The following is an 18,081-nucleotide window of genomic DNA, read 5'->3' on the forward strand; positions in this document are numbered from 1 at the left end:
GTGGAGGATCGGCTCGATCGCTGCTGCGGCTCTCGTTCTTCTTCACCTGCAAGCACCGGCCTGGTGAGAAAACCTCAGTAACAGAGGAAGTCTCCTCCCAAATAGCGTCGAGGTATCCCTGGATGACGTACCTCAACCACCGCGGGTCAAGGTATTCGCTCGTGATCGTGAGCCGACAGACTCGCTGGTTCAGCAGCCCTGTCTTGCCCTGCCACGGTTCTGCACGGAAGTCGCCGTCCATCCCGACAAGCAGATCGCCCGCCGTCACGATGTACTCCGACCCAAAATCTCCGGCGTAGAAGGTTGTAGGAGTATTTACCCCCACATCACGGATCCTGATAAGAGGCAGTCCGTCACCGACGGTGTTGAATGAAGAAGACTTGAATGCAGCACCGTTTTGGATACGTACGAGTTTCGACAAATGCACTCGCGGCCACGAGTGATGCCGTCCCAATAGGCCTGCAGCTCCCGATGCTTCCGCCTTGGCGACAATCTCATCCGGTGTAAGCATAAGGCTCACGCGATCAGCTCCGTGTTCAACTCATCCAGCAACTGCAACGCAGCCTCTCTACTCGTGATTTTGAAGTCGGCCGCGAACCGCTGACTGCCGCCGAGGTCGCTGAACGGGATCTGATCTAGATCGGTGATCTCGACGGCCACATTGGTTTTCACCACGTCCACGATGGTGCTCAGCCATCGTTGCTGCTGATCGGTGTACTCGACACCGCGCCGCTGCTGCTCAGCCAACCAGACTGCCAGTCTGTCCTCCACTTCGGAGGCGAACGGCCGGATCTTCGAGTCGGATTCCGCATCGGCATCTTTGGCGAGTTCGAAGCGAAGGATCGACACCAGATCGGGCACCTCGACTTTGTGGTCTGGGTCGGCCAATTCGCCGAGCTCGGCGTATGCCCGCCACAACGTCTCGATACTGCCGATTGCGGGCACCCGCGCGACCTGCTCGGCGAGGGCCTTGAGCTCGGCGTACGTCGGCCTACCGGGCGCACTGCCATGCAAGATCTGCAGCACCGCGATCTCGTCACGGTGCTCGGCCAAATACTCCCGAAAAGAGCGGACCGGCTCGTGGGTGCCCTTGCCGTATGCAACGCGGTCGGTGCCGAGCAGGGTGTCCGCGTTGACCTGATCTAAGATCAGGTCCTTCTTCCGGCGGATGTCGAGGATCGCCTTGCGCAGCTCCGGGTTCCCGGAGAGCGGAGCGACCCCGTCGTGAATCTGTTTCGCGACCTCTGACTTCCCGCCGCGCTGCTCCGCCTCCAGCACCGCATCGGTGTCGCTGGCAGCGGCGATCTGCTTGGCGATCTCGCGGAGTTCGACGCCGTCCGAAACTTCGGCCAGCTCGGTGGACTCCGCAGGGTCGAGCTGCGAGGCCAGTTTTGCCAGCCGCACCGCCAGGCTGGACGCTTCGTCGGGGGTGATCGTCAGAGTGCCGGCCTTCTGTAGAAGTTTCTCCAGCGACACGGACGGATCGCGTTCCATCGGTGTCGCGTCTACCAGGGGCGACTCGGTGACCCCGACCGCGTCGACGATGACGAAACGGTCCTTCGTGAAGCCCTTGGCAACATCCGGGGTCAGTGCCGCATAGTCGTCCGCACCGATGATCCGGGAGCCGCGGCCTTTCATCTGCTCGAAGTACACCGCTGAGCGCACCGACCGCAGGAAGAACACACACTCAATGGCGCGTACATCCGTGCCCGTGGCGATCATGTCCACCGTCACCGCGACCCGCAGCGACGGGCTGTTGCGGAAGTCCTGAAGTAGCCGTTTGGGGTCGTTGCCTTCGCCCTTCGACTTGTAGGTGATCTTGGCGGCGAAGTCGGCACCCTCGTTGAACACTTCGCGCACCTGCTCGACGATTATGTCGGCGTGCGCGTCCGTCTTCGCGAAGATCAACGTCTTCGGCACCGCCGACCGGCCCGGGAAGATTTCGGTGTAGAGCCGGTCGCGGAAGGTGGTAAGCACCAACCGGATCTGGTCCTCGGTGATCACGTCCCGGCCGATCGCGTTGCCGGTGTACGAGTAGTCCTCGTCGAGTTCGAGGTAGCGCTGTGCCCGGGTGCGACGGTCGCGCACGGGGACGACGGTCTTTGCGTCGATCGTGGCACCCTGCTCGGTGATCTCCGTGCGGATCCTGTAGACGTCGAAGGGGACGTTGACCCCGTCGATCACCGACTCCTCGTACGTGTACTCGCTGACCAGGTTCTGGTCGAAGAATCCCAAGGTCTGTTTCGTCGGGGTAGCAGTCAGTCCGATGATCGGGGCGTCGAAGTAGTCGAGCACCGCACGCCAGCGGCCGTAGATGGAGCGGTGGCACTCGTCGACAATGATCAGGTCGAAAGCTTCAGGCGGTACGTCCGGGTTGTAGACCATGTCCACCGGCGAGTCCGGCTCGATCGGATCGCCGTCCACGTCGTCGTCTACATCCGTGTCGGGGAGGTCCTTTCCCTGCAGCATCAGGAACAATCGCTGAATCGTGGAGATCGCGACGTTCGTCGAGCCGAGGACGGTGCGGCCACCGAGGCGCTGCACGTTGTAGATGTCGCCGAAGCGGCGGCCGTCGTCGATCGGCACGTAGTTGTCGAACTCTGCCTGGGCCTGTTCCCCCAGGTTGTTGCGATCGACGAGGAACAGAATCTTCGAGGCACCCGCGTGCCTGATCAGTCGGTAGCTCGACGTGACGGCGGTGAACGTCTTGCCGGCGCCGGTGGCCATCTGCACCAGACCACGGGGACGGTTGTCGGCGAGGGACTTCTCGATGCCTTCGACTGCTTGGATTTGGTTGGGGCGCAGTCCCTTCGGGTCGAGATCCGGAACGTGCTGAAGGCGGGCGCGGAAGGTCGGTGCGTCGGGACGCTCGTCGGCCTGCTGCATCCACGATCTGATCGTCTGCGGCTTGGCGAAGGTGAACACTTCTCGAGACCGCGGTTTCGGGTCGAGTCGGTTGGTGAACCGGGTTTCTGCGCCGGTGGACTCGTAGAGGAACGGCAGCGGCTCGCCGCGCCGCCAGGCCGCGAGCTGATCGTCCTTCTGCAGCCCCGCCGAGTACTTCGCGGTTTGCTGCTCGACTCCGATAAGTGCGGTGCCCTCACGCTTGGCCTCGATGATGCCGACGATCTTGCCGTCGACATACAGCAGGTAGTCGGCATAGCCGGTTGCGAGACGGAACTCGCGCACCGCCACACCGATCCCCGCGGTCGGGTTGACATCGGAGTAGTCCTGGACCACCCAGCCCGCCGCGGCGAGCTGGTCGTCGATGACGCGCCGCGCCTGCACCTCGTTGAGCGGGGGGCGGCGACGGAATGCCTTGGAGAAGGAGCTGCCGGTGGCGGCCGACACCTTCGCCGGTTCGCGGGAGGCGAGTGCGCCCGAGTCCTGCAGCGCTGCGAGTTGCTGCTCCAGGGCGGCTAATCGTGCAGCGACCGCCATCTCTCGCTGGCGGGCGTTCGCGAGTTCCACCTCCGCGGCCAGGCGCGCCTCGGCTTCGACTGCCTGCGCGGTCTTGGTGGCGTCGAGCACGGTCAACGTCTCGGTCAGCTCGGTCTGCGAGGCTTCGAGCCGGCGGTTGATCGCATCGAGCTGAGCCTGATCCCCGGCCTCGACGACCTGCGGCGGCGACGGGGGCTGGGGCGCGATGAAGCTGCGGGGTTTCTGATCGTCGGGGGACAGAGCGAGCAGCAGCAGGTTGCCGAGCTGCCAGCACTGCTCCACCGACCGCAGTGCGGAGCGGACGTTGAACAGGTGGCTGTGGGTGGCTTCGTTGCCGATTTTGCGGATGTCGTGCAGTGCGTCGGCGGCGGCTCGGGTGAGCACTCCCGCGCGTTCGAGGGCCTGGATGCGCTCGATCTGCTTGGATCCGTCGAAGCGGGTGCCGCTGCGCCGGACCAGCTGTTCGGCGAGCACCTCACCGAATTGGCGGCATTTGATCAGCGCGCCGTTGGGGTCGGTGTAGACACCGGCCTCGGCGCCCGCGCCGTAGATGGTGAGCAGCGGTTCGATCGGAGCCAGGGAGCCGAAATTCACTGATTCCCGGGCAGCGTCGAGCAGCCTCGGATCTACGGTGGACATTCGGCTCCTCTACCGCGGTGTTTGTTCGCAGGCAGATCCTAGTGGACCCATCGGTCTGCGACCTGCGTTGACACCATGATCAACGAGTGGATCTCTGAAATCCGGGGCGGTCGAGTCCCCACCTCGGCGCGTTTGAGACGAAGCGTCGCACCGGAGCGAATCTCGACCTCACGGGTTGAAATCCCAGAACGTCGGCCTGCGATGTCGGGCTCGACGAGACAATGGAGTGAACATCCACCACCGATCGGCTGGGTCTGGCGGTGCTGCTCAATTACTGCAAACGAGCTGATTGATCCTATCTACTCGGGTGGGGAGCGAAGAGTTGTTGTGTCCCACCCGAGCAGGGAAGGGTGCTAACTGTCGGCGTTCACGCGTGCCCCAGTGCATCAAACTCGACTTCGACTTCTGCGTGTTGGACTCACGGCTGGGCGCTCGTAGGTATTGCGGGCGTTTTGGAGTCCGACCCACGTATGCGTAGAGGGCCACGCCGATTTGATTACTACTCGTCCTGAGTCTGGGATCACTCCGGTTCAAGCCCCTGCGGAGAGTGGTACTTAGGCTGACTCAAGCACCTGGTAGCGGAAGTGCAGACCTGCTGTTGCTGCCATGCTGATCAGTGCGTCGATGCTGAACTTGCTCATCTTTCCGCGCATCAGATCGGAGATTCGGGGTTGGGTGACTCCGAGTTCTCGTGCTGCTTGGACCTGCGTCCACTCGTTCTTGGTTATGAATGCGCGCAGATCGTGCATCAGGTCTGCCCGCGCTCTCTTCAACTCTGCTTCGGCCGGCGTCGTAGCGTTGGCGTCGAACGCCCTTTCGTACTCTGCCATTTTGTCCTTCTCCTGTGTCATGTCGGTGTATCTGGATTGCGGACCCGCAGGGGAGCGGATGGGGCATCTCGCTCCACTGCGGCCGGCTCGATCGCGAAGGTGACTACTCGTCTGCAGCGAGGCGTTTGGCTTCCTTGTAACGCTCGATCGCGAGCTCCTTGTCCTTCTTGGGGAGCTTGTTCTGGTCCTTCTTGACAGCGTGCAGTACGTAGACCCTTTGGGGTGAGAGCTTCGCGACGTAGAGAACCCTGTACCAGGTCACACCGTCCTGCTCTCGGATCTCGAAGACCCCGGACCCGATTTCCGTGAGCGACTTGTAGTCGTTCGGCATCTCACCTCGGGCCACAAGATCGAGCGCGAACTCAAGATCGTCCTGCACATCGCTCGGGAACTTACCCATGTCACGTCTCGAACGGCCTACGTAGTAGATCGTCTTCTGCTTCCGTTCTATATCTTTATCCATATAATCTCCTAATAGGTGCTATTATACAAGGGGAAACTCGCTCGCATCCCTGCGTATCGAGGTGTGAGCTCTCGGAGCTCGCACCTCGCTCGTCTATACCAAAAGATGTATAATCTGCTGGTGTAATCCGATCGACCGGCGGGCAATCGGCTTCGACATCCTGGTGGCCAGCGGTGTCTGACCGTTGGTCACGCTCTTAAGTATATCAGAGTCGATATACTTGGTAGGTGCTCGGCGATCGGCGAGGGTGGATGCGGTAAAGGGCGAAGTTGAGTTGGTAGCGGTGCCGACCCGTCTTCTCTTCTGTGCTGTTTGACGATGGTTGAGCAGCACAGAAGAGAAACGTCTCCAGAGTGGATACGACTCGATGCTCCTTAGGTCCCGAGCGCGCCGCTAACTTCGCGAGAACCGCAGCCGCGTGAGGCTGTCCATGAAGTCGATTTAGCTCGCAGGAGTCGCGGCGGGCGCGTGCCCGCCGCGACACGGTTCCTACGCGATACGCTGTTCGCCGCCGGAAGGCGTCCACTTCATGTCGACGAACTGCTTGAACTCGGCGATGAGATCGCTGTTGTTCTCATGTGCTCGACGCGTGACCTCAAGGTTGGTGACACGGCCGCGTCCGAGTCCCGGAAAAGTTCTCAACTGGTCCTTCGGAGTCTTGAGCAGCTTGCCCGTACTCAACGGCACCGCCCGCTCAAGCTGCGCGTACCCCAGCACCTTCGTCTCGTAGTAGCGAGAGGCGGACATCAGCAAGGTGCGCCGTGCCCAGTCTCGGGGAACGAGTAGCAGAGGTTTGCCGGCTGCAACGGGAAGCTCGAACGCTTTGACGACCCAACTACGCGTAGAGGAATCCCAGGCCTGGCAGTTGAACGTCTCTACTCGGTGCCCACCGGAGGTGAACTCGGGATACTCATCCATCACATAAGACGTGAACTCGGCCAACGCATCGAAAACGATGCGCGTGGTGATGTCCGAGGTGATGTCCCTGTCTATGCCCTCTATGAAGAGTGGCAACTCCTCGATCTCCCTAAAGATGCCAAGCACGATGAACGCTCTGAGGTTCTCGTTGAGAGCTCGCCAAATCCAAGAGCCGACTTCATCGGCTCCCCCATGCCCACTGAACCCACTCTTCGCAAGGCCCAGCCTTGTTTCCCAGGGTTCCGGAAACTGCCGGAGAAGCCACAACCCGTAGCGGGTATCGCCCCGGACGACGCAATCGAGGACTTCCTCAAAGAATGTCCTGGTGCATTCGTTCGCCTTAGCGGCGAACGGATTCGATCGCTCATGGAGCCGAATGGCTCGCGGATCCAGGAACCACTTGTTGTCGACAGTGATGTCGACGTCTAGGAACGGCACGGAACCAGTGATCCCGTACGCGCTGGTGATAGGAGCCATCAGGCCCTCCTCATCAGGTAATTGGCCCGAGGATGAGGAGTAGAGGCACGCGCCTCTAGTGGACTCCGCTACGCTGAAGAAGACTCTCCAAGTCATCAACCGCGTCCTCGGACCGGTTCCTGGCCTGATTCCGTTGGCGCGGGATCAGGCCAGAAGTCTTTTAAGTGTCGCCACCCTCCGGCTGGTCATCCGTGGTGCGCTTCGAGCGATTGCCCACAACTTCCACGCTTGGGCCGTTGAGATCTATGCAAAGCATTCCGTCTTGCTCGTAAGGCTTGTATCGCCTGCTGATGGTTGTGTCGATGTCATAGAACTGTGTGAACGCAGTCGCAGACATGATGACCTGACCCGTATCTTTCCGAGCGGACTGAGGTCGAATCGCGTACGCATGCGGCTGGTCGGACTCACGCAATGCAATGATCTTGTTTTCTTTGTCGAACAGGAGCTCCACCGATGCGGGCTCACCTATGAGCTTGTGGGCAGCCTTGTTGATTGAGAAGATTCCACGCTTCTGGATGGTGACGCTGGGTGCTTTGGCCAGCGGCGCCATCCTCTTGTCGAACACTTCGAATCCCATTGCTCCTCCTATGTCCGAAAAGTCTAGCAGAAGCGGTTGTGTTGAAGTGCCATGCGAAGTTGTCGTCAAAGTTTTTCATCGTTTTACAGAAGTTACGTAGCCGTAGGTTGTCGCCGGATCGAGATCGTTGAACGCAGCCAGACTCGTGCGGTCTAGAGCTCACTGCCGCACAAGTCGGCGTCACCGAACTTCTCGGAATAGGTCGACCAGATGGTCGGCATAGCCTGCAAGACCTCCAGGTCAACGCCAGAGCCAAGCATTGATCCTTTGCTTCGCTCAGCTTTCCAGTGGAACCCGTATCAAATGCGCTCACGCTCTGTGCGATCTTCTGCGTGTCTTGCTCAGGAACGGCCCCGTGATATGGCTGTGCTGTTTGACGATCCCCAAACAACACACTCGAAACGGCCTGGCACTCGATCACATCCTGCCGAATCGAGTCGCTGGACCGTCCTGTTTAACCGTCCTGCATTTGGATCTCGTATCGCTGACCCAAACAGTGCGGTGGTCGCCTCAGGGTTGGAATCCTGATCGGATATGCCCGATGCAGCACCGCGGGCCAAGATCTGCGAGCCCAACGCACGGCCCTCAAACGCTTCGGAGCCCGCGACGACCGGATCTACACCGACAAGGGCTACACCGTCGCCGACGCTCACACCTACGCCGTCCGCAGCTAGAGTCACGGCGTCGAAGGGGCCGCGACTGCTCGAACCCGGTGATCCCCCAGGTTACCGAGTTCGGGCCGAGGCCCCGCGAGGGATCCTCGGACCGAGTGTTGGGCAGTAGCGGCCCCCGGACTCGCTGGACAGGACTGTAGCGCACCCGCCGGACACCACCGACCATGATCACGACGGGTGGACTTCGGTGTTGTTGGCCCACCTCCGCCGCGCTGCCTCCATGGGCCACCGAGCGGGCTCCGATCCCATCCCCGGCCCCGGCCGCCATTCGAGGGCAAGCCAGCGCGCAGCGGTGGCGCGGCAGCACCGGATTCAGAGGCCGGCCGATCCGAGTCCGCGAACGAGGACGTGCGTGCCGCTCGTGGACGCCGCAGAGCCGCGGCCAGGACGAACAGTGATGCGATCGCCGCGAACCGAGACCTGGGCCGGGTGAGCCGGCCGCAAGAAACCACGCCGCCAACAGTGCGTCGAGCACCGCCAAGACCAGACAGGTACCGAATCCCGCACGACCGATCAGCATCTCTGTACACCCCCATCACTCCCCATCCCGTGGCCCGTGTCCGGCACCTCGATGCCGGACACGGGCCACCTTCGGTGTCCACCGGAACGAGCGTCGCTGACGCGCCGCCCTGCACAACAACACCGAAAAGGTGCCCTTCTGACCATCCGATTTTGACCTGCGGTCCGCTTCGCACAACCCCCGGCGCTGCGCGGCCTGGTGGCCCGGAAAATTCTTTCCCCCGCTTCGCTCCTCGAAAGATTTTTCCGTCCGGGGGTTGCACTCCCGCGGCCCTGTGCAGGTCGTCATCTCCTTGCCAGAAGGGCACCAAGAACAGGCGGGCCGAGCAGGTCCGCCCCGACACTGAGGAGGCGGCTCATGACCGAGCCCATCAAGATTGACAACACCGGCGAGATGATCGCTGCCATCCCGGCCATGCTGGGCTTCGTGCCGTCGCAGTCGGTCGTGCTGGTCTTCCTCGCGGGCAACCGGTTGTCCCACATCGCCCGGATGGACTTCGGCGAGATGGACCATCTGCTCGTCACCGCCGCGATCAGCCGCTCCAATGACACCGAGGGTGTGTACGTCATCGTGATCGCCGACAACCGCACCTTCCATCAGGTGCTCGACGAATCCGAGCGCGTGATCGCGATGCTGCTCGGTGCCGGAGCCGATGTGTGGGGCAGCTTCTACACCCCGAGCATCCGCGGCGGCGAGACCTGGACCGACATGCGCGGGCTGTTCGAGACCGGCACGGTCCCCGACCCCGCCACCACCGAGGTGGGCGCCGCGACCGTCCTCAACGGCCGCACCATCGCCCGCGACCGCTCCGAGCTCACCGCCCGCTACCGCCGCAAGGACTCGGTGACCGTCACCGATCGTCAACGCGCCCGCGCCGCGAAAAAGACGATGGGAGAGGAGTTCGCGAGCAGCATCATCCGCGAGCTGGCCGAGCTGGTGAGCACCCGCACCGACCCCGATGCCGCGCTCGCCGCACGAGTCGGGTTGCTGCTCACCACCGACATCCACGCCCGTGACGCCATCTTGGGACTGGCGGTGATCGACCCGAACGTTGCCTCCGAAACGATGGAAGCGATTGCCAGCAAGCTGCGCACCCGTGAGCGTGTGGCCGCGTTGACCGTCGCCGGGTTCTTCGCCTACGTGAACTTCCAGGGACCGGCCGCCGGAAGCGCGTTCACCGCCGCGCGAGAGGAAGTGAGCCAGCATCCGCTGTGCGACACCCGGATGCTCGGACTGCTCGAGGAAGCACTCACCGCGGGGCTGCACCCGACGTTGATTCGCAAGCTCGCAGGCACCGGGGTCGGTATCGCCCGTGAGAAGTTCCGTGTCGAGCTTCCCGCGCCCAGTGGCGACTGGATCTGACACCACAACACGGGCGAGGCCCCCGGAATCGGTAGTTCCGGGGGCCTCGTCCGTTGCGCAGGAGCGTCGATCAGGCATCGAGCCTGACCGACGCTTGCGCACGTCCTACCGAGCACAGCATAACCACGCGCACGCCGTCAGAACTCGTCGCGCTCCGCATCGTCGGGGAACACGAAATCGACCGCCGGCGACGGCGACCGGGGAACACTCTCGCCGCCCACGATCGCTTCGAGCTCGCTCTCGTTCGGGCGGATGCCGTGCTTGATCGCGTCGTACAACTGCTTTTCGATGTGTGACCGTTCCACCATGGTTATCTCTCGGCTACCCCGCACCCGACCCAGGAATCCGGGCCTCGGTGTGTGGTGGTGGGGCAGCACCGGGACGCCGGTGTTGCCCGGCCACACCGCGACCATGCGAGTGCTGGCCTCATGCAGCGCGTTGAGTTCATCGACGACCAGACGCAGGAACTCGGCCGGCTGCTGCAACGGATCGGGCAACGGCGGGTAGCGGTCGTTGTCCTCGAGGGGATCCAGTGACGGATTCCCCGGATGGGGGATGTCCACTTTCGCGGCCCACGAGAGATACACCTCGCCGGTGACGCTGTAACCGACAACGAACTCGTAGTCCTCTATCCCCACGGTGAAGATCAGCTCGCCCCAGACGGCGTGGTCCCAGGTGATGACCTCAGCTTCAATAGCGTCCTGCACCAGCCAGTGTCCAGTCGAAATACCGGGATGCGGGGTCAGGCGATCGAAGTGCTCGGTGTGCAAGGTCAGCAGCGGCGGTGTGGTCATCTATCGATCCTTTCGCGGGTCGGGCGAACCGTAACCGACTGCGCTGACACGACGAGCGGAGACGTCAACGGCGGCGTACCGCTCATAGCGTGAGCGTCCCTGTCCGTCGAGGAGTGAGTGACCGGATAGCCGGCCGAGAGCGATCGCGTAGCGCACGTTCTCGCTGTGTGTGGACTCCACGAGGTGTCCCGTCCCGACGCGCACGCACAGTGGCTCGTTGCACTTGTGCTCGCACACCACATCCGGTGTCAGAGGCCCGTGCACCAGCTCCACCGAGAAACGATGCGCAAGCATCGTGCGTTGCCGGTTCTCGCGCTGGAAGTTGAACCGCCCGTACCCATCGGGCGCACTGATCGCGCCGACCCAGTACCAACACGTCGGGGACTTGACGACCTTCGACCAGAACGCCGCGATGTTCGTCTTCGACGGTCGCAGCGAGTTGTCCACGACCCGGACCCGCGGCCGCTCCTCCGACTCCTCAGTGACGATCTCGACGTCGAGATCCGGGAACCCGATGTCGAGCGCGGGCTCCACATCGTCACTCATGACCGCAGCATCACGACGCCGCAGGCACCGTCTGCTGGTCGTTCTGCTTGTCGTCGGACGACGGTGCAGCCGACTCGGCGGCACCGGCGACACCGAGATCTGCCTTGGCTTGCATGATGAGCGTCTTCGCTTCGCGGGTGCTCACGCCGAGCAGCGGTGCCAGCTCTGAGGCCGAGGCGCTGCGGCTGAACGTCACGATTGCTTCCGCGTACTCGCGCAGCAGCGATGATTCCTGCTCGCGCTCCTGCGGAGTCAACGTCTCCGTGCCGGCTTCCATCGCCCGCTGGATTTCGGCGATCTTGGCCGCGTACTGCTCTTGGATCTTCTTGATGCGACGATCGCGGGTCTGCTCGAGTCGCTCGATCTTTTTCAGTGGAGCCTGTGCCCGCGAGGCGACCGTTGCTTCGAGCTTGGACAGCTTGTCCGTCGCTTCGTGGATGGGGCCGGCCAACGTTTCGAGCTCTGCCTGACGAGCGAGCAGTCGCTCCCGTTGACGGCGGGCGTTTTCCCGAACGTTCGGTGTCGTGTGCGGACGAAGTGAGCGGCGAGACGCCGATTGGGAAGTCGAGGCCATAGGCCGGAAGTGTAGCGGCTCGCGCCGACCGCGGGGAGGCCGACGACCGGAATCGAGGACGCTCCATCGACGTCCGGATCCGATCACCACACCGACAAACCGTGGCGCTCACGCGCCTAACACACGCAGCTCCGCTGCTCGGACAGGACCATCGAGGTCCTGTCCGACCCTGCACCGAACTCCGTTCGCCAGAAAAGTCTTTACACACCTCATGCACTAAAGGTGCGACGTGGCATAATCGGCGCCGTGATGACCGTCCACAAGCTCAATGCTGGGGACGGCTATGTCTATCTCACCAAGCATGTTGCCAAGGGAGACGCCACCGAGTCCCGCAAGCCCGATGCGGTCGATTACTACCTGGCCAAGGGCACCCCGCCGGGGGTGTGGTGCGGGAAACTGGCGGAGAAGGTCGGTGTCGAGGTCGGCACCGAAGTCACCGAATCCGCGATGCGTTCGGTGTTCGGTGCGGCGCGTATTCCGACCGCCTTGGACACCAAGCCCGGACCCGGCGCCTCGGCCGAGGACCATCTGAACTGGTCACAGAGCACCGCCCTCGGACGGGCGTTTTCGTGGTTTCAGAACAGTCAGGAGTACGTCCACGACGTCGAGGAACTGTGCAGCGCCTACAAGGCCAAGCACGGCGAGTACCCGACCACCGAGGCGAAGAAGGCGATCCAGGTCTCCACCGCCCGCAAGCACCTGAGCCGCGAAAGCGGAAAGCAGACAGGGCTGCTCAGCGATGAAGGTGTGTGGAAGTTCGTCAACGAGCAGTACAACAAGGCGCGTCAGCCGGTGGCCGGCTACGACCTGGTGTTCACCCCGATGAAGTCCATCTCGTTGCTGTGGGGACTGGGCGACGATCAGGTCAAGGCCGCGGTCGAGGAAGCCCACAAGCAAGCCGTGGACGAAGCACTGGAGTGGATCGAAGATCAGGTGATCTACACCCGCCGCGGCAAAGGTGGTGAACGCAAGGTCAAGGCCGACGGACTGTTGATCGCCCGGTTCGATCACTTCGACAATCGCGCCGCGGACCCGAACCTGCACACCCACAGCGCGGTGCTCAATCGTGTCTATGCCGAAGGCCGATGGACCACCATCGACGGGTCGATTCTCTACAAGGCGAACGTGTCGGCCTCGGAGAAGTACAACACCCGCGTGGCCGATCTGGTGGCCAGCAAGCTCGGTGTCACTTTCGCTCCCCGACCGGATACGCCGGTCGGTAAGCAACCGGTCTACGAGGTCGAGGGCATCCCGGTGTCGCTGATCGAGGAGTTCTCCCGCCGTGCCGCTATCGAGGCACGCCAGGAAGAGCTGGCTCGCGACTACAAGACCCGATACGGCAAGAATCCCCCGAAGAAGGTGCAGTACGCCCAGGCGCAACAGGCCACCCTGGACACCCGCAACGCGAAGAACCCACCACGGTCACTGGCCGAGTTACGGGCCGAATGGCGCGAGCGCGCCGAGGCGATTCTCGCCGGGAACAATCCCGCAGAGCTGGTCGAATCTGTCCGCGGGGAACGTGACCGCCGACCGGTGTTGACTCCGCAGCAGGTGCCGGCCCTCGTCGACGAGGTAGTCGAGACGCTCTCGCACAAGGTCGGGTCGTGGACGGTGTTCTCGGTGACCGCCGAGATCGAAAGGCGACTGCGAGAGTTCAGTTTCACCGACGACGAGCAGCTACGCGCCATCCACGATGACGCACTCGAACTCGCCCTGCGCGACTACTGCCTGCCCATCGACATCGAGGAATACCACCTGCCCGAGCGGATCAGTGAGCGCGTCGAACGGGGGCGTCGGCGCAGTCTGCTCGTCGATCGCGCGCAGATGCGCTACACCGCTCAATCGGTTCTCGACGCCGAGGACTTCATGCGTCAGCAGGCTCAGATGGACGACGAGCACACCGTGGATGACCGGATCATTCGCCGCACGTTGCGCCGGATCGAGCAGGCGAACGGCCACGAGCTCGGTGCCGATCAGCTCGCGATGATCACCCACTTCCTCACCGCCGGCACACGGGTTGCCGTGGCGGTCGGTGCGGCCGGTGCCGGCAAGACCACTGCGGCCACCGTGATCGCCCGGGCCTGGGAAGCGGTCAACGGAAACGTCATCGCTCTGGGGCCGTCGGCCCGTGCCGCCGAAGTGCTCGGTGAGGAAATTTCGGTGGAGGGACGCACCATCGCCGACGTGCTCACCCGCGATCGCGTCGGTATCCCGACGGGGATCAGCCGCGGTGATCTTCTGCTGGTGGACGAGGCCGGCATGGCCTCGGCCCGCGACCTGGCCGACCTGACCCGCATCGCCACCGAGGCCGGGGCGGTGGTGCGGTTGCTGGGCGATCCGCAGCAGCTCGCCTCCGTCGAAGCCGGTGGCGTTCTGCGTGATCTGGCCGATCGCACCAACGCCCCGTTCCTGCGTAAGGTCCACCGTTTCGCCACCGTCGGCGAGGCCGAGGCGAGCCTGCAATTGCGCAAGGGCGATGTGACGGTGCTTGAGTGGTACGAGCAGAACAGTCGCATCCGGCAGGGCATGGCGCACGAGCTGGCCGATCTGGTCTTCGACGCCTACGTCGCCGACGTCGAGGCCGGACAGGTTGCGTTGATGGTCGCTCCGACCAACGATCTGGTGCGCCAGCTCAACGAGAAGGCCGCCGCCTACTACCGCGCCAACGGCACCGTCACTGGACCCGGCGTCGTCCTGGCCGACGGTCTCGAGGCCGCCGTCGGGGATGTGGTGGTCACCCGGAAGAACAACTCCAAGTACGTCGTCAAGGACTCCGACGGCAACACCTCGGGCCGAGTGAAGAACGGCGATCTGTGGACCGTGGCTGCAATCAGCGATGACGGATCGCTGCGGCTGCGCAACAACATCAGCGGCGGCCAGGTCACCGTCGCCGCCGACTACATCACCGACAACGTGCAATTCGGGTACGCGACCACCGTGCACCGCTCGCAGGGCATGACGGTGGGAAGCTGCCACGTGCTCGCCGGGGCGAACATGGATCGTCAGTCGCTGTACGTCGCGCTCACCCGCGGCAAGAACACCAATATTGTCTACGCCGCGAACGACGAGTTGCCCGACTGGGACTTCGAACATCGCCCCGATGAGCATCCCGGCGCGATCGGTCTGCTCGCGAAGATCATCGCCCGCGACGGTTCCCAGCGCACCGTGCACCAAATGATCGAGGACGAACAACGCAAGGCCGCATCCTGGTCGAAGCTCACCAACACCTACATGCTCGCCGTCGGGGAGCTGTACGAGGACTACACCGAAGAGCTACTGGGACGGATCCTCACCGACGAGCAGTTCGGCTGGGTACACAGCCTCGGCGGGTGGGACGCGATCGTCACCTGCGTCGCCCAGTCGGAAACCTTCGGTTGGGACACCGAGACTCTGCTGCGCGAGGCCGCCGCCGTGATGAGCTCCGAAGGCAGAGCCGGCCGGATCGACACCGACCGCAACTCCCCCGGTCAGGTCATCGCCCGCGCCCTGAAGACCCGTATCGAGAGCGAGGACGGAGCGCAGCTGCCGCGCCGCCGTACCGATGCGGTAGCCGCCTACCGCGTGCCTACACTGACCGACGCCGCGGCCCAAACGGATCCCATCCTCGCCGCCTACGCCCGCTCGTGCGAGCAGCAGATGCACGCGTTCATCGACTCGTACACCACCACCGCAGTCGAGCAGAACGCGCCGTGGATCACCGCTATCGGCCAGCGGGGAACCGATCCCCGGCGAGTGCGGCTGTGGGAGACCACGGTGCGGGAGATCGCGATCTCGCGAGTTCTCACCGACGCCCCTGCCGACGAAAGCGACCCGATGGCATATCTGCGCGAGGCACGCAAGAAGACGATCGCGGCGAACATCGAGCGACTGAACCGGCCCGCTCAGGCCACCGACGAGGTGGTCGGTCCGTACGCCCGCTACACCGACGCCGAACTGAATTCGGCACGGATGGTCAGCCGTGGCCGGCTTACCGAAGACACCATGCTGCTGTCGCTGGCACACGAAGAACTGGACCGGGCACGAGGCGAGATGTCCGCCACCGGAGCGGTGGAGCGGTCCCTGGCGCAGGTCGAGATCGACGAACGCAACATCGCAGCGGTGCGCTCTGCACGCGCCCGACTCGATGCCCTGACCCGTTCCCCGCAGGCGAGCACGCAGCAGATCGCCGCCGTTCGTGCTGCGGTGACCGCCGCCGAACAGGCAGCACCTCCGGAGCGACGCTGGCCCGTGATCGAACGCGGGGCACAGCACTACCGCGCTGCCGAGGCGGCCAAGGCCCGTGCCCGCGCCACGGACGATCAGGCCATCGGCCGGATCACCGACCGCATCACCCGACTCGAAGAATCGATCACCGCCGAACGCACCATCATCGGCCAGATCGACGCCGAGATCACCCGCCGCAGCGCCGGAGGAACCGACTTCACCACCGGCCACACGAGGACGCCGACACAGACGGACTCTGCGGTGAACCATCAGATCGACCACCACCCGCTCGAACCCGACCACGGGCCAGAACAGGACCTGTAACCCCGGCGCTGCGACCCCCGAACCCGAACGGCACAAGGAGAAGGACTATGGCGGACAACGACGAGAAGCGACGGTTTCTGCGCAACCGCGGACGGTCGGCCCCCGCACCGAAGCCCACGAATCCCGCAGCCTCGGACACTTCTGCCGGAGCCGGAGTGCAAGCGGTGCCACAGGCAAGGCCGGCCACGGCACAAGCCAGTCAGGACGTCGTCGACCTCGTCGGGTTCCTCCGCGAAGCAGAGAATCGACGCGCTCAGGGCCAGCCGGCACCGACACCGAAGGGCATGAACGACGTTCTCGGCGCGTTCCGGGGACAGCCCGCCCAACAGATCACGATCCAGGTTCTGGCCGCAGCAGCGACCACACGCCACCTGGGTGCACCGACACACAACACCCGCAAGTGGGAGCAGTTGGCGCAGCAGAATGCGGAACGACTCCAGGCCCTGCGCGCACAGCAGTACCGTCAAGAACAGCACCGCTACGTGCAAGTACAGATGCCCCCGGAGGAGATCCAGCGACGTATCGCCGAACGGGAAGCCGCTGACCGGGACAGCGACAAGCGAGCCTTCGACGCGGCCGCAGCGCTGGCGTTGAGCTACGTCGCAGCAAAGAGCGTGCCGTCGTTCGACAAGCTGACCGAACTGACCGAGCAACATCTCACCATCGACGAGCACACATCGGAAGTGTCCGAACGCGATGCCGAGGAACCGACTACTACAGCCGAGACCACCGAGGCGATGGATTTCGACAAGTCCCCGGACGAACCGGAAACATCCAACGAGACCGAGCCGCAGACCGAGCCCGCCACTTCGGTCGAGGAGGTTGAGGAAGCGGACGCTTCCGACCAGCTTGAGCACATTCGCGGAGCTGACGGGAAGGCCGGAGCCGATCTCGGCAAGATCGGGTCAATCCTTGAGGCGGCCGGCCGAGGGCTCGCCCCCGCGATCGGGTCGATCAACGGCGACGACGAGGTAGCCCCACCGCTCTCCCCCGTCGATCTCAACCAGCTCAGCCAAGAACTGCTGTCAGCCCTCGGTGCCGCGATGAGCAGTCACCCCCGATCGGTGACCGAGATGCTCAACATCGAACGCCGGCCCGACCACACCAACGAGGCCGTCTTCGACCCCGACACGGGACTTGAACACAACCGGGATGGGCTGTGTCAAGGAATGTGGACAGTTCCTCGGTGATTTCTGAACTGTCAGGCCGCCCGGGATAGGTCTTGGGCGGCGTGGTGATCGTTCCAGGCTCGGGCCGGGGTGCGGTACCCGATGCTGGAGTGTGGTCTGCGACGGTTGTAGAACACCTCGATGTACTCAGCGACGGCGAACCGTGCCCGAGCACGGGTGGCGAACACCTGCTGGTGGTACATCTCGTTTTTCAAAGTGGCGAAGAACGTCTCCGCGGCGGCGTTGTCCCAGCACACCCCGGTCCGGCCCATCGACTGGGTGAACCCGTTGTTGGCGCAGTAGGTGACGCATTCATCTGAGGTGTATTGCGACCCGTGGTCCGAATGGAAAATCGCACCGGAGGCGGCCCCGCCCTGGGTACGTGCCATCTCGAGAGCATCGACGACCAGGCTGGCTCGCATGTGCTCGGCTGTCTGCCACCCGATCACCTTGCGGGTGGCCAGGTCGATCTGGTCTAGTCAAGGAATGTGGACTGAATCGTCCCTGGTTTCATTGAGGGTGAGCCAGATATCCCGGAAGGATCACCCCAGACTCACCATGGCGAACTAC

12 protein-coding genes and 2 pseudogenes are annotated in these 18,081 nt (G+C 63.5%); 4 read left to right on the forward strand and 10 right to left on the reverse strand.

All coding sequences use genetic code 11. The features are described 5' to 3' along the window. The 6 genes and pseudogenes from NVV99_RS24985 to NVV99_RS25010 all read right to left on the reverse strand — a co-directional run. Positions 1-520 (reverse strand): annotated as a pseudogene (locus NVV99_RS24985) (hypothetical protein); the annotation flags it as partial. After that, positions 517-4,080, reverse strand: a complete 3,564-nt coding sequence (locus NVV99_RS24990) for a DEAD/DEAH box helicase family protein (RefSeq protein ID WP_231782136.1) — start codon at positions 4,078-4,080, stop codon at positions 517-519. The gene NVV99_RS24990 and the pseudogene NVV99_RS24985, both read right to left, overlap by 4 nt. 554 nt (positions 4,081-4,634) lie before the next feature. Next, positions 4,635-4,931, reverse strand: a complete 297-nt coding sequence (locus NVV99_RS24995) for a helix-turn-helix domain-containing protein (protein ID WP_231782137.1) — start codon at positions 4,929-4,931, stop codon at positions 4,635-4,637. An 82-nt stretch (positions 4,932-5,013) separates the two neighbouring features. Then, entirely contained in the window at positions 5,014-5,310 is a 297-nt protein-coding gene (locus tag NVV99_RS25000) for a type II toxin-antitoxin system RelE/ParE family toxin (protein ID WP_231782138.1), read from the reverse strand. A gap of 552 nt (positions 5,311-5,862) precedes the next feature. Beyond that, entirely contained in the window at positions 5,863-6,768 is a 906-nt protein-coding gene (locus tag NVV99_RS25005; RefSeq protein WP_231782139.1) for a hypothetical protein, read from the reverse strand. A 160-nt stretch (positions 6,769-6,928) separates the two neighbouring features. After that, complete coding sequence (locus NVV99_RS25010) at positions 6,929-7,345, reverse strand: hypothetical protein (protein ID WP_231782140.1); 417 nt, start codon at positions 7,343-7,345, stop codon at positions 6,929-6,931. Positions 7,346-7,872: 527 nt separating this feature from the next. Between NVV99_RS25010 and NVV99_RS25015 the strand changes: the two genes are divergently transcribed. Beyond that, positions 7,873-8,019, forward strand: a complete 147-nt coding sequence (locus NVV99_RS25015; protein ID WP_255312759.1) for a recombinase family protein — start codon at positions 7,873-7,875, stop codon at positions 8,017-8,019. A gap of 877 nt (positions 8,020-8,896) precedes the next feature. Continuing rightward, a complete protein-coding gene (locus NVV99_RS25020; protein WP_064061750.1) occupies positions 8,897-9,901 on the forward strand; it encodes a DUF4192 domain-containing protein in 1,005 nt (334 codons plus the stop codon). 137 nt (positions 9,902-10,038) lie between these two features. Here NVV99_RS25020 and NVV99_RS25025 read toward each other — a convergent pair whose 3' ends face one another. Genes NVV99_RS25025 through NVV99_RS25035 form a run of 3 tightly spaced genes read right to left on the reverse strand, consistent with a single transcriptional unit; the run spans position 10,039 to position 11,692 of the window. Next, a complete protein-coding gene (locus NVV99_RS25025; protein WP_064061749.1) occupies positions 10,039-10,695 on the reverse strand; it encodes a hypothetical protein in 657 nt (218 codons plus the stop codon). Beyond that, a complete protein-coding gene (locus NVV99_RS25030) occupies positions 10,696-11,241 on the reverse strand; it encodes an HNH endonuclease (RefSeq protein WP_064061748.1) in 546 nt (181 codons plus the stop codon). Between the two features lie 10 nt (positions 11,242-11,251). Then, a complete protein-coding gene (locus NVV99_RS25035) occupies positions 11,252-11,692 on the reverse strand; it encodes a hypothetical protein (RefSeq protein ID WP_231782141.1) in 441 nt (146 codons plus the stop codon). 372 nt (positions 11,693-12,064) lie between these two features. Between NVV99_RS25035 and mobF the strand changes: the two genes are divergently transcribed. Together mobF and NVV99_RS25045 are read left to right on the forward strand one after the other, a co-directional pair. Continuing rightward, positions 12,065-16,342, forward strand: coding sequence for a MobF family relaxase (gene mobF / locus NVV99_RS25040; RefSeq protein WP_260783197.1), 4,278 nt, complete (start codon positions 12,065-12,067; stop codon positions 16,340-16,342). A 47-nt stretch (positions 16,343-16,389) separates the two neighbouring features. Continuing rightward, positions 16,390-17,532, forward strand: a complete 1,143-nt coding sequence (locus tag NVV99_RS25045) for a hypothetical protein (RefSeq protein WP_064257524.1) — start codon at positions 16,390-16,392, stop codon at positions 17,530-17,532. 11 nt (positions 17,533-17,543) lie between these two features. Here the strand turns inward: NVV99_RS25045 and NVV99_RS25050 are convergent. Continuing rightward, positions 17,544-17,981: pseudogene (locus NVV99_RS25050) on the reverse strand (IS3 family transposase); the annotation flags it as partial. Between the last annotated feature and the right edge of the window lie 100 nt (positions 17,982-18,081).

It is taken from the genome of Rhodococcus sp. PAE-6 (assembly GCF_025290685.1).
Lineage (GTDB): Bacteria > Actinomycetota > Actinomycetes > Mycobacteriales > Mycobacteriaceae > Rhodococcus > Rhodococcus pyridinivorans.